This is a genomic window from Nitrosomonas aestuarii (genome assembly GCF_003046585.1).
Taxonomy (GTDB): Bacteria; Pseudomonadota; Gammaproteobacteria; order Burkholderiales; family Nitrosomonadaceae; genus Nitrosomonas; species Nitrosomonas aestuarii.
In genome coordinates, this window is record NZ_QAAE01000022.1 from 1 (window position 1) to 11917 (window position 11917).

The following is an 11917-nucleotide window of genomic DNA, read 5'->3' on the forward strand; positions in this document are numbered from 1 at the left end:
GCGGTTTATGTAGGTTTTATAGCGTTGGCTGGAACGGCTGCTGAAACTGGCGTCATGGTATTAAATTTTATTGACATTGAAATTTCCAGATTGCGCAAAGAAAAACAAGCACTCTTGTCTTCCACAGAAATTAAAGAGGCGGTTGAGTCTGCGACTGCAATGCGTGTGCGGCCTGTGTCGATTACAGCGTTTTCTACCATGATCGGATTAATTCCCATCATGATGGCCACTGGCAGCGGTGCAGACGTCACCCACCGCATTGCGGCGCCGGTATTAGGTGGTATGTTCACAGTATTATTGTTGACTCTACTGGTTTTCCCAGTTATCTACAGTTTAGTCCTGCAATTTCAGGAAAAAAGAAAGCAGCAAAGAATTGACGCAAATTAATTACAATTTTATAAAATTGGGAATAAATGAAATGAGGGAAGTGACATGAGTGTCAATCATACAGAAAATAACTCCTTAACTTACCCCTCCCGGTGTCCAAATAACCAGGGCCACTTCAGTTTCATACATCGTGCCATGTTGAATCCGCGAGTATGCGCGATTTTTGAGAATATGCTGCAGCTTTCTAGTCGACTTGGACTAGATGTGGTTGCTGAAGGTGTGGAAGATATTGATGACTGGAATTTTTTATGTGCCGCACATTATGAACTTCTGGTACAAGGTTATTTTATTGCACATCCTATGCCTGCTGCTGATGTGTTTGATTGGATCCAAAATTGGCATTCATGTTCGCATGATAAATTTGCTATCAAAGGAAGGCTCGGACAATAATAATAAATTACGTTTTTTTGAGCTTAAAATTAGATCAATAAAATCATATAGATTATGCAAGTCATAAATTTTATCTGACTTGATGACCTTGTTACTTTGTCCAATTTTAAAATGCTTCTTCACTATTTTTTAATGTTCAAGAAATTTACGTACTATTCTAATATCTTGTTGATTTACAGCGATAATGGTCGATAATTTAGCATTAGATGCGGGTTGTTTAGATATAATGCCTGTCGTCCCAGTGAAGTCTGGGACTGTTCACTCAGCTAGTTAACCGAATTAAGGATTGCGATCGTGGAGTCCATTATGAACATTGATGACGATTTTCTGACAATCGTCATGCATCTTATCGCAGCGCTAGTAGCAGGGAGTGCCATTGGCATGGAAAGAAGCCTACACGGTCACCCTGCCGGTCTCAGAACACATGCACTCGTCAGTCTCGCATCCGGTTTACTGATGCTAATCACACTATATCAATGGAAATGGCTCCCGAATATTCCAGTCGACGCCATAAGAATGGATCCGACCCGAATGGCTCAGGGAATTATGACGGGGATAGGTTTCCTGGGTGCGGGCGTAATTTTCAAAGAGGGTTTGAATGTTCGCGGCTTAACCACCGCCGCTTCGATCTGGATCACGGCAGGTATTGGTATTTTGATGGGTATAGGATTTTTTCTTGTCGGCATTCTTGGAACCATTCTTACTCTCGGTATTCTCTCTTTATTTCGTAAGATAGAGAACAGACTGCCTCGTCAGTTATATATCCAATATCATGTCAGCTTTGATCGAAGCAAGGTCATGTCGGAAAGTGAAGTCAGAAAACTCCTGGCTGCGCACGGGTTTGAGGTTGTCACTATGAGTTATCGCATCACCTCGGCAGGCCTTTTTGAATACCGTACGGATATTCGCACCACAAGTCTCGATAGAAATTCAGTTCTTGCGGTTGCAATGAATGAAATGGAATCAGTCCGTGAATTTCGCATCTCGACAACCGGCAACTGATATAGGGTGTGTTTAAACAAACGACGGAATGTTTCATAGGCTGTAAATCAGCTTTCAATATTTTCCAGTCATTAGGCCATATAAAGCAATGAAATATAAAACTCACCTGATAAATATACATGCTGGTTTTTTAAAAAACTGGCAAGTTTTCAGCTGAATGACAACTGGAAGACGTCGATCGCTGGATAGCTTTCTGGAAGTTTGAGCTAGTACAACTAATTAGCAAATCTTCCCGCCGTTGCAAATATTGAAGTGGTTTATCACTCCGCCTTGAATCACGATATCAGCCTGTCTTTCGCTTAAATTATGTTTTACCTTGATATCATTACCTGAGGTCTTGTTTTTTAACACTATAGCAAGATTTCTCTTCAATGATTCATGTAAGTTCTCCAAAACCAAATCATCTTCCTGATTTATTTTGTCATAATCTTCAGGATTTTCAAACTCAAGAGGTAGTATTCCGAAGTTGGCAAGATTCTGCCAACCTATGCGTGCATAGCTCTTAGCAACAACAGCTACTTGTCCCAAATATCTTGGCGCGAGTGCTGCGTGCTCACGACTCGATCCCTGTGCATAATTTTCACCAGCAATCGTAATATGCCCACCATTCTTATTTTTCGCCTCAAGAGCACGATCATAATATTTTTCGTCAAGAATAAAATAAGTCCATTTGCTTATTTCTGGAATATTGCTTCTCAATGGCAGCACCTCTGCTCCAGCTCGAAGTATCTCGTCTGTTGAAATATTGTCCGCCACTTTTATCACGACAGGAACATTGTATGTATCCTTCAAAGGTTCAAGATAAGGAAGCTCTTTAATATTAGGCCCTTTACGCAATTTAACTTTGCTTCCGTCTTCAATGGGAGCAATCAACAGATCAGTATTGATTATCTCAGTCTCAGGCTGTTGGAATTTAGGATAATTCATACCATATATCTTCTCAAGATTTCTTGGATCAGTTATTGCTCCGGTAAGTGCTGATGCTGCCGCAGTCTCAGGACTGCAAAGATATACCTGATCGTCAAGTGTGCCGGAACGTCCTGGAAAGTTTCTTGGCATTGTTCTTAAGCTTACTGTGTTTGTTGCAGGCGCCTGCCCCATTCCGATGCAGCCCATACATCCCGTCTGATGCGACCTTGCACCAGCATGGACAAGATTCTTGAAAGAGCCCATGCTCGTAAGATTTTCAAGCATTTGTCTTGAGCTTGGGTTTACATCCAAAGAAACTCTATCATGGACCTTTCGTCCCCTGACTATCTCAGCTACGACCCAGAAATCTCTCACTCCAGGATTAGCTGAAGACCCGATAACACATTGATGCACTTCTTTTCCCTCAATTTCCTTTACTGGAATCACATTTCCAGGACTTGAAGGGCAGGCTATCAACGGTTCAACTTTAGATAAGTCTATTTCGTCTTCAAAATCATAAATGCATTCATTATCTGCTTTAAGCTCAACCCAGTCCTTTTCTCGTCCCTGAATCTTTAGGTATCTTCTTGTTTCATCGTCACTTGGGAATACTGTAGAGGTGGCGCCCATTTCTGTTCCCATATTGGCTATGACATGCCTATCCATTGTGCTTAGCATACTAAGACCTTCACCATGGTACTCAATGATCATTCCTCTGCATCCATTTACGTCATATCTTCTTAGCATCTCAAGAACTACATCCTTTGCGCTAACCCAGTCAGAAAGTTTTCCTGTTAGCCTTACACCAAAGACTTTAGGCATATCAATGTACAACGGTTCTCCTGCAATCGCGAACGCAACATCGAGCCCGCCGGACCCCAACGCAAGCATTCCTAGGGCACCTGCTGCTGGAGTGTGGCTGTCACTTCCTATTAGGGTTTTTCCTGGCTTTCCAAAATGTTGTTGATGCACTGGATGGCTGACGCCATTTCCGGGACGCGAAAACCATATGCCGAATTTAGCAGCTGCAGATTGCAGGAAAAGATGATCATCAGCATTTTTGAAGTCAGTCTGAAGAAGGTTATGGTCAATATACTGGACAGCCACTTCTGTCATAGCTTTCTTTACTCTCATGGCTTCAAGCTCCAACTGGACTAATGTCCCTGTGGCATCTTGAAGTAACGCTTGATCTATTTTAAGACCGATTTCAGAACCAGCAATCATCTCTCCTTTCACGAGATGAGATTTAATGAGCTTTTGTACAACGTTTAAACTATCCATAATTTCTACCTTTTTGTGATCTAAGAATTTCAGAGGCACATAATCAGAGACGCATGATTTAATTGCATATCACAGATCTCTGATATATTTGATATTTGTTCTAAACGCATCCCAGACTTCGCCTTTCCGATCTCTTAGTGCCAGATTGACCATGTCCAGACTATTATTGTTAAAGACAATCAGTATTATTGGCAATTTATATGGGTAATAGTCATCAGATCTCCCCTGAGCATCGAAATACCTCCGTCGCCACAAAATGCCATGACTTGGCGCTCGGGTGAGCGCAGTGCAGCACCGATAGATTGCGGCATAGCATTGCCATGGGTCCGTGCGAAAAGCTACCCATTAATGTGCGCTTACTGGTGCCTTGCAGATAGCGTGCCGCTCATACTGTATTCATGCCAGTATCTGCAGTGAAGATTGCATCAACATCGACTAGCCGATCAATCATCTCGGCGGCAAATTCAGGTTTAATCAAGTTTTCCTCGTCGGGATACGCAGCATGCACGCGGAAATCTTCCTCTACTTCGACATGGTCCGCCAGATAGGCATTTAAAAAATCATCTTCTACCTTGGGATTAATTAATGTATTGCAATGTGCCATGGGCTGATTCTCCAATTTTATTCAATAAGTTATGGAAAACGTCATTGTAACAATTTTGGCTGAATTGGGCCCCCTTGTTTGTCTGTTAACGGGGCAGCAGTGGCAAAAAATGAAAAATGAGACTTATTTGTCAAGCTAACCCCGGCAATAGATTGCGCAACCCATCCACAATAAACTCCACCGACATGGCTGCCAGTATCAGTCCCATGACACGCGTTGTTACATTCATTGCGGTTTGGCTCATACGATTCCCAATTTGCGGTGCGAAATGCAATATACCCCAAATAATTAGCGCCACTAGCAGACAGATAATAAGAAGAGCCAGATTGTTTATTGCTCCTTCTGTTTGATTGCTAAATAAGATAATAGTACTGATCGAACCGGGTCCCGCTAGTAAAGGTATCGCAAGGGGAACAACCGCAACCGACGCCGACTTGCTATCGACAGCCTCTTCGTCTTCCTCAGGAGTGTGTCCGGTTCGATTGATTGTCACCTGCAGCATTCCGAAGGCAATAGACATAAGCAGTATGCCCCCTGCTACTCTGAAAGCATCGACGCTGATACTGAAGAAGGATAAAATTGATTGGCCTAACAACATGGTCACGATGAAGACACAGGCAACCGAAAATGCAGTAGTGCGGGCTACTGCTAGGCGCCGATGTTTAATATTTTCCGTGAAGCTAAGGTAAAGTGGTACTACGCCTATCGGACTAACGATCGCAAACAAGCCGACAAACATGCGTGTGTATTCATTCCAATCCATTGACTACCTTTTTTAATTAAAACGGCGAGTTACATTAAAACTGCCGCTTGTGTTTTGCCCCCATTTAGTCAGCGTTTTCTGAATCCACGTACATGAGAATATTTCTAATGCAATGAATTTAAAAAAAATAGATGCTCCCTAACCCCAAAACTTGGCAGATTTTTGTGTCTAAATTTGGATTCTTAGAATATGCAATATTGATCTATATTCAATCTCTTAGAGAAAGCTAGGTGCCGCATTACATATTTTTGTAGGATTAGAGCCTACAGAAGACTTGTAAAGGAGGTTATGGCTAAATCATTCCAGGACGGCAACTACGCTGCGCTTCACACTCTTCAACGCGGCGTTACTAATTGCTGTGTATTATGTTCTTGTGTAAACAATCTCCATCATCTTCATTTCCTCGCTACCGTGATGAGCGCCGTACATATCAAATGTCTGGGTATTCTTGTCAACAATCTTCCAAATAGCGCGATGTGTCATGTGGCCGCCTCCTGGTTCGGCATGTTGTCCATGTAGCGTGATGGTTTTGCCATCCGCGCTTGCAGTTCCTTCCATAGTGAATATCCCGGTACCCATAGTACTCATCCACGCCGAAACATAGCGCTTAAGAATATTGTCATAGGCATTGATTACTATCCCAGCGTAAGGTTGTCCATGCATTAGGCCGTTGTATTCCTGTTGGAGAAAGCGGCCGCCTAGCAGCATTTTCATTTCAGCGGAGCCGGTCGATTCCACAGGTGGCTTGTTGGGTTCCATCCATTCCTTGGTTTCTGTAGTCCAGCTTCCAGCAAGACTGGCAAACAGTTGATGAGGTTCGCCTGGCATAGCTAGCTTGGTGTAGAGTTCCATCATGGCCTGTGGATCCACATTTTGTTTTTCTTTCGTGTCCGCCGCGAAGGTAACGAATGATATCAACACAACACAAATAGTAGTGAGTGTAAATTTTATGATGCGCATAATAGTATCCGCCTTATGAAATTAAACTTAGTTTTATGAGGGGAGTAAAAATCCCTCTTCAGAATTGAATTGTATCGAAAACCTCAGTATATTTTCTAACATAGAGTTTGTCGTGGTTAAGTTCTTCCTGACCTCTAGAATACTATTTTTAAGCAATGATTTACTTGGGATAAGAGAAATATTCTTTCAATAATCTAATACTACTGGCGCAGAATATTGAACAGCACCTCTGACCCTCGGATTTCGACGGTTAGGCTTAACAATCCCATTTTTCGGGCATACTAAAGCACCACCAGCCCAATTACCTGGTGTGTTACCCATATTTTATATTCCCGGTTACGGTTTCATTCGCGTATAACCCTCCGCCCGTAATTTCTGCAGAATTGTTGGTTAGGGTACTCGTCTTCATGTCTAGTATCCATCTTTTTTCTGATAAACACCGAATATATATGTTTGTTGCCAACAAATTTTCCGCCAGAAAACGTCTAGGGAGCTGCATCACAATTATCGGCGATTACTACTCGGTTGCGGCCATTTTTCTTTGCTTCATACATTGCCGAGTCTGCACGCTCAAGCAATGTTTCGAAGTACTCATTATTTCTTAGCATCGCCACCCCAAGACTAATTGTTATTTCGATGCTGAAATTTTTTGCGTGAAAGGGAGTGTCAGCAACCTCTTTACGTATTCGTTCCGCGATGACTCTCGCCAGCGCTAAGTCGGTATTTTTCAGAATAATGACGAACTCTTCTCCGCCGAACCGACCAATCATGTCGAATCCGCGAATTGCCGTTTGAATTCGCTTTGCCGTATGCTGGAGTACGATATCGCCGACGAGATGGCCATAGGTGTCGTTGACTTTTTTGAATAAATCGAGATCCGCCATCATCACGCACAAGGGACTGTCGTTTTGCTTCGCCTTATTGGCCTGGTGCTCGAGAATATCCATGAGACTGCTATAACTCAACACGCCGGTGAGTTGATCGGTTGCGACTTTTTGGTGTAGCTGGGATGCTTCTTCGCTCAGTCTGTCCAGCGCCTTCTGCAACTCGTCAACCTCACCTAGACGGTAGCCTTTCGCAGTCAGATACAAGTTTAGAGAAGTGAGTTTGAATACACAGTCCACTAACGACCATACAGTCTCTGGATCGCGATTGCATTGAACCGATATACTATCGACCAGAACTTGCTGTATAAGGCAATGTTGTAATTGCAAAATACTCAACGGGGTTTTTGTGCGGGCCCATGCCACAGCAACACCTAATTGATTTTCAAAATACCGGGGGGTGTCGAAATTTTGTCCGAAGCAACTCAAGTAATCAATCCAGGATTGCTTAAAGGATTCGACGCCAATATTTTTCTTTATCAGTGAAAAGTCTTGATAGAGCACAAGCTTATCAAGACAAGAACTTACCAAAGCATCAACTTTCTCATATATGAACTCGCTCCGAAGATGCTCCGCGTGCTTACCGTATTCCGCCTCTAATCCCAATAATGAAATAGTTTTCTGGATTCGTGCGCAGTCAAATCCAAGGGCCGCGCAGTTAGGTGTGGTTTCAGAGTTCATTATATTCTAGAAAATTTTTCACGATAGTACGCTACCGACCCCTTTTATCATTTTGGAAGTGCGTTGGAAAGGCAAATATATCCATTTGTAGCAATGAAACTTCTCTGTCCACCTCTGTATTATGGTCGGCGGGTAACCAATTTCAACCACTCGTGAAATGTAGTCGTCTTTCCTTTCTACGCCCAGCTTAGCGATTTCCTGAATAACCTGATCGTAGAATTCAGAACGATAACGCTTGATTTTCTCATCAGTCACACCGAGCTTGCGAAGAGGCTGCTGTGCATATTTGTGGACAAGAAAGAGAATATCATCCGTCAACATATTGACGAGGAGTATGTGACGAATGATCCGCGCTTGTTCGATAAAAAGCGACCTGTTGGGAAGGGTGTAGCGCTCTTTGGCTTAGAATAGTCAATAAAAAAACCCACCGAAGTGGGTTTTGAGGGTTACTACCATTTAACAGGGAGTGTCAGGTTTCTGTTGGGTTGTTTGGCAAATTTTAACGATCCGGTCTAGCCTTTAATCTTGCCTGATTCAGCAAATTTCTGTTGGTATGCTTGTTCCTCGGCCATTTTGTTATGGTACGCAGCTTTTTGCAGATTTTCTTCTGCAGCTTTTTCGAATTCGTGAATTTTATAAATCACATGTTTTTTGATACGCTGTCCATTCCTACCTAAGAAACTAGTACTAGGCTTATGATTGAACGCTTCTACCTGTTCTTCTATTTTAGCCTGCATTTCTTTGGCTTGATCTTCATAGTAATGTGCCAATGCATTATGATCAACATTGCCTTTACCACTTAGTACAGTCACATTTATTTCTTCACCTTGTTCTGCGGCAATGGAGCTCACCGGCATAGCAATGACCATAAAAGCAAAAATTGACAATATTGTAAAATATTTAATGGTTTCTGTTTTCATGATAGTGACTCCTTGAATTGACTGTTGACTTGAATATAACTCTAAACAAGTCAACATCTGAAGTATATTGGGGAGACTATTATTCTTATCTAATGAATACCATTAGGTGTTCCGAGAAGGTCGTAATAGATTGAAAGTTGCTCAATAATGTTACAAGGGGCAGAAGCTGTCCAAAATGGGTGTTCGTATATCAACACATGTGCAAAACTATAAAACACTATTGTTTGGGCATATATAAACAGCCTGTCCAATAGCGATCCTTTTTGAACAGGTCTAAATCGAGACCTTCAAGCATGGGGGGGTAAATTAATAGTCCACAACAAGGAAATGGAATTTTCCGCTACTTGCTTAATTTTGGCGTCCATTTTGATAGAGAAATTATCAGAAGCTTCTGAGTTTACAACTTATTAGAAAAAAATGCTTTGCTGCTAATCTCGTTGAGACTGACTTAATGCAGTCTGTGCAGCATCCAGATTGGTTTGCACAGTCCGGGTATTGGGGTGGTCTTTGCCTAGGAATTTTTCAAGTGTAGCCAGTACCAGCTCAAAATACGCAATGGCCTTGTGGTATTCGCCTAATGAATCCCACGCCCCGCCCAGGTTGTTTCGGGTTGCTGCGACACTGGGATGATGCTCCCCATAGGTCTTGAGGCCGCTTGCCAGCGCCTGTTCATAATATTCGATGGCTCTGTGGTATTCGTCCAATTGACGCCACGCTGATCCCAGGTTATTTCGGGTTGCTGCAACATTGGGATGATGCTCCCCATAGGTCTTGAGGCCGCTTACCAGCGCCTGTTCAAAATATTCAATGGCCTTGTGGTATTCGCCTAATGAATTCCACGCCCCGCCCAGGTTGTTTCGGGTTGTTGCAACATTGGGATGATGCTCCCCATAGGTCTTGAGGCCGCTTACCAGCGCCTGTTCAAAATATTCAATGGCCTTGTGGTATTCGCCTAATGAATTCCACGCCCCGCCCAGGTTGTTTCGGGTTGTTGCGATACTGGGATGATGCTCACCATAGGTCTTGAGGCCGCTTGCCAGCGCCAACTCATAATACGTAATAGCCTTGTGGTATTCACCTAATGAATTCCACGCCGCACCCAGGTTGTTTCGGGTTGTTGCGATACTGGGATGATGCTCACCATAGGTTTTGAGGTCGCTGGCCAGCGCGCGCTCTAAATACGCAATGGCTTTCTTGTAATTGGCGAACGTGTGATGTAATAAGCCCGCTTCATTTAAATGCAGCGTATTATAAGGTTGCAGCCGAACCGCATTTTCATAATGCCCAAGTGCGTCTGTATATCGAATAGCGTCTTGTGCAATCTTACCGCGCTGAAAGGCTGCTTCGGTAACCCGCTTGATATGGCTTTCCCCTTCATCTACGATTTGCTGAAACAGGCTATCCGCTTTATCGGTTTCACCCTGCTGCAAGGCTTCAATCGCCTGATCCAGCAATCCATCAGGAAATTCACCACGCAGTTGTTCCAATTGCGCAATACGTTCTTTTAGATCGGCAATATATGCTTCATAACTCGCTTCCGTGTCTTGTAGCCGCAGCTCAATATCTCTTAGTTCAATTTCAAGTAATTGTCGGTCTGCTGCATGCGCCTGTTCCAGTTCAGCGCGGATTTCTGCCTCGCGGCGCTTCAGTCTTTGTTCATGTTGCTCAAGGGTTATGCCAATGTGTATGGTTTGATTTTGGATATGAGCATTGTTGGTAACGTTAGCATGGATGTTACCAATGACCGTATGAACATTAGCCGTACCGCCATTTGTACTTGGATTTGTAGTGTCACCCTGATTGCCAAGCCAGGTGCCAAGAACACCTATTGATGTAACCAACAACATTAATAATACAATCTTTTCGCGTGTACGCAATGCCTTCCACCATTCCAGTAATTCATGCCCTATCTGCAAATCAATCTTTTCCTTATAGTAGAGAACGTTACATACAACCGCGAATTCCAGAATTGTAGCAGATAATGTTCTGCCTCTATTTAGGGCAACCAGCTGAATCCATTTCACCTGATTCACTTAAGTCTGTTGCACACAGCCTTATCCACAGATATTGTGGACAAGGCGACAGGCTGTTCGTATGCGCATATTTTTTCAACATTCATTGCAGTGTTATATAGTATAATGATAGTAGTAATACTATTAATGGTATTTAACTGCAACAACTGATATTTATTTTACTAATACTGCATATTTACCATGAACATACTCCTCAGAACCGACTTCAAAACAAATGCTCGCGGCTATACCCTGCTGATCGCACGCGACCTGTTCGGTGAATTGTCTGTGGTGCGATGCTGGTATGGATTGCACAATAACCGGGGTGGCCATAAACAGCAACCCTGTCATGACTGGCATGAAGCACTGAAAGCATACCAACGGATAACCGCCAGACGGCTACGCAGAGGCTATCAGGAAATATCGCCGGTTGAGGCCGAAAACGCCGCCTGACCCTCCTTTTTCCAACACACACATCTTAAATCCCATGGAACGTAAGCCCAAGGTCACACAACAGGCGGTTGACGCAGCCTGCGAAGAATTACAGCAAGCTGGCAAGAATGCCACTGTAAACGCTGTCATTGCGATCTCAGGCGGCTCTTTTTCGACTGTCGGTGCAATGGTCAAGGCCTGGCGCACGGAACAGCAAAAAAAAGCTGAGCCGGCCATTGATATGCCGCAATCCATTACCAATGCCATGTATCAGGCTACCGCCGTGGTCTGGGAAGCCGCAGCCAGTCTGGCCCACGAGAGAATTGAGCGTGTGCGCACCGAAGCGCAGGAAGCAATAGCGCAATCCAGATCGGAATTGTCAGAATACATGGACGCTATTGCCAGCCTGGAACAACAACTGGATAAAAACCGGCAATCGCTGGCGCTGGCAGAAAAACGCCTGTCCATAGCAACAAGCGAGATTGCCCAGCTGAACACGCATAAAATAGCACTGGAAACACGCCTGGCGGATCGTGACAGCGCATGGAATCAGTTACGGGATGATTACAGCAAACTGCAGGCCGATCTGGTTGTGATCGCTAAAATCGGCAAAGACAAGCAATAGTGCGGCTTGATTGACAGATAAAATCCCCCAGGGTCTGAAAGGGCAATGGAGTATCAACCCTGAGGGA

The 11917-nt window shown here is 43.6% G+C and carries 14 protein-coding genes; 5 read left to right on the top strand and 9 right to left on the bottom strand.

Annotated elements, in window-relative coordinates:
* From C8R11_RS13820 to C8R11_RS13830, 3 genes are all read left to right on the top strand, one after another.
* Positions 1 to 387 (top strand): efflux RND transporter permease subunit (locus tag C8R11_RS13820; RefSeq protein WP_146159119.1); only part of this gene is annotated, 387 nt, incomplete at its 5' end.
* Positions 388 to 432: 45 nt separating this feature from the next.
* Positions 433 to 777: an EAL domain-containing protein gene (locus C8R11_RS13825; RefSeq protein WP_107796211.1), complete on the top strand. Its 345-nt coding sequence runs from the start codon at positions 433 to 435 to the stop codon at positions 775 to 777.
* 306 nt (positions 778 to 1083) lie between these two features.
* Positions 1084 to 1779 carry an MgtC/SapB family protein gene (locus C8R11_RS13830; RefSeq protein WP_107796212.1) on the top strand — a complete coding sequence of 232 codons (696 nt, stop codon included), beginning with the start codon at positions 1084 to 1086 and terminating at the stop codon, positions 1777 to 1779.
* 219 nt (positions 1780 to 1998) lie between these two features.
* Here the strand turns inward: C8R11_RS13830 and C8R11_RS13835 are convergent, their stop codons facing one another.
* The 9 genes from C8R11_RS13835 to C8R11_RS13870 form a co-directional block, all read right to left on the bottom strand.
* Positions 1999 to 3969, bottom strand: coding sequence for an aconitate hydratase (locus C8R11_RS13835; RefSeq protein WP_107796254.1), 1971 nt, complete (start codon positions 3967 to 3969; stop codon positions 1999 to 2001).
* A 185-nt stretch (positions 3970 to 4154) separates the two neighbouring features.
* Positions 4155 to 4280: a thiamine pyrophosphate-dependent enzyme gene (locus C8R11_RS16825; RefSeq protein WP_244907699.1), complete on the bottom strand. Its 126-nt coding sequence runs from the start codon at positions 4278 to 4280 to the stop codon at positions 4155 to 4157.
* Between the two features lie 74 nt (positions 4281 to 4354).
* A complete protein-coding gene (locus C8R11_RS16830; protein ID WP_244907700.1) occupies positions 4355 to 4573 on the bottom strand; it encodes a hypothetical protein in 219 nt (72 codons plus the stop codon).
* 130 nt (positions 4574 to 4703) lie between these two features.
* Positions 4704 to 5336, bottom strand: coding sequence for a MarC family protein (locus C8R11_RS13845; RefSeq protein WP_107796213.1), 633 nt, complete (start codon positions 5334 to 5336; stop codon positions 4704 to 4706).
* Positions 5337 to 5699: 363 nt separating this feature from the next.
* Positions 5700 to 6296, bottom strand: a complete 597-nt coding sequence (locus C8R11_RS13850) for a DUF1579 domain-containing protein (protein ID WP_107796214.1) — start codon at positions 6294 to 6296, stop codon at positions 5700 to 5702.
* A gap of 485 nt (positions 6297 to 6781) precedes the next feature.
* On the bottom strand, positions 6782 to 7861 hold the full coding sequence (locus C8R11_RS13855) for a GGDEF domain-containing protein (protein ID WP_107796215.1): 1080 nt from the start codon (positions 7859 to 7861) through the stop codon (positions 6782 to 6784).
* An 18-nt stretch (positions 7862 to 7879) separates the two neighbouring features.
* Positions 7880 to 8116: a hypothetical protein gene (locus tag C8R11_RS13860; protein ID WP_146159120.1), complete on the bottom strand. Its 237-nt coding sequence runs from the start codon at positions 8114 to 8116 to the stop codon at positions 7880 to 7882.
* Positions 8117 to 8373: 257 nt separating this feature from the next.
* A complete protein-coding gene (locus tag C8R11_RS13865; RefSeq protein ID WP_107796217.1) occupies positions 8374 to 8781 on the bottom strand; it encodes a hypothetical protein in 408 nt (135 codons plus the stop codon).
* Between the two features lie 428 nt (positions 8782 to 9209).
* Entirely contained in the window at positions 9210 to 10805 is a 1596-nt protein-coding gene (locus C8R11_RS13870) for a tetratricopeptide repeat protein (RefSeq protein WP_146159121.1), read from the bottom strand.
* A gap of 189 nt (positions 10806 to 10994) precedes the next feature.
* On the opposite strand from C8R11_RS13870, the gene C8R11_RS13875 reads away from it, so the two are divergent.
* Positions 10995 to 11246, top strand: coding sequence for a WGR domain-containing protein (locus C8R11_RS13875; RefSeq protein ID WP_107796219.1), 252 nt, complete (start codon positions 10995 to 10997; stop codon positions 11244 to 11246).
* A gap of 34 nt (positions 11247 to 11280) precedes the next feature.
* Entirely contained in the window at positions 11281 to 11850 is a 570-nt protein-coding gene (locus tag C8R11_RS13880) for a DNA-binding protein (RefSeq protein ID WP_107796220.1), read from the top strand.
* Positions 11851 to 11917: the final 67 nt, after the last annotated feature.

Excerpts from the sequence above, each read along its gene's own strand:
- C8R11_RS13825 (WP_107796211.1), top strand. The coding sequence starts at position 433 with ATGAGTGTCAATCATACAGAAAATAACTCCTTAACTTACCCCTCCCGG.
- C8R11_RS13830 (WP_107796212.1), top strand. The coding sequence starts at position 1,084 with ATGAACATTGATGACGATTTTCTGACAATCGTCATGCATCTTATCGCA.
- C8R11_RS13835 (WP_107796254.1), bottom strand. The coding sequence starts at position 3,969 with ATGGATAGTTTAAACGTTGTACAAAAGCTCATTAAATCTCATCTCGTG.
- C8R11_RS16825 (WP_244907699.1), bottom strand. The coding sequence starts at position 4,280 with ATGCCGCAATCTATCGGTGCTGCACTGCGCTCACCCGAGCGCCAAGTC.
- C8R11_RS16830 (WP_244907700.1), bottom strand. The coding sequence starts at position 4,573 with ATGGCACATTGCAATACATTAATTAATCCCAAGGTAGAAGATGATTTT.
- C8R11_RS13845 (WP_107796213.1), bottom strand. The coding sequence starts at position 5,336 with ATGGATTGGAATGAATACACACGCATGTTTGTCGGCTTGTTTGCGATC.
- C8R11_RS13850 (WP_107796214.1), bottom strand. The coding sequence starts at position 6,296 with ATGCGCATCATAAAATTTACACTCACTACTATTTGTGTTGTGTTGATA.
- C8R11_RS13855 (WP_107796215.1), bottom strand. The coding sequence starts at position 7,861 with ATGAACTCTGAAACCACACCTAACTGCGCGGCCCTTGGATTTGACTGC.
- C8R11_RS13865 (WP_107796217.1), bottom strand. The coding sequence starts at position 8,781 with ATGAAAACAGAAACCATTAAATATTTTACAATATTGTCAATTTTTGCT.
- C8R11_RS13875 (WP_107796219.1), top strand. The coding sequence starts at position 10,995 with ATGAACATACTCCTCAGAACCGACTTCAAAACAAATGCTCGCGGCTAT.
- C8R11_RS13880 (WP_107796220.1), top strand. The coding sequence starts at position 11,281 with ATGGAACGTAAGCCCAAGGTCACACAACAGGCGGTTGACGCAGCCTGC.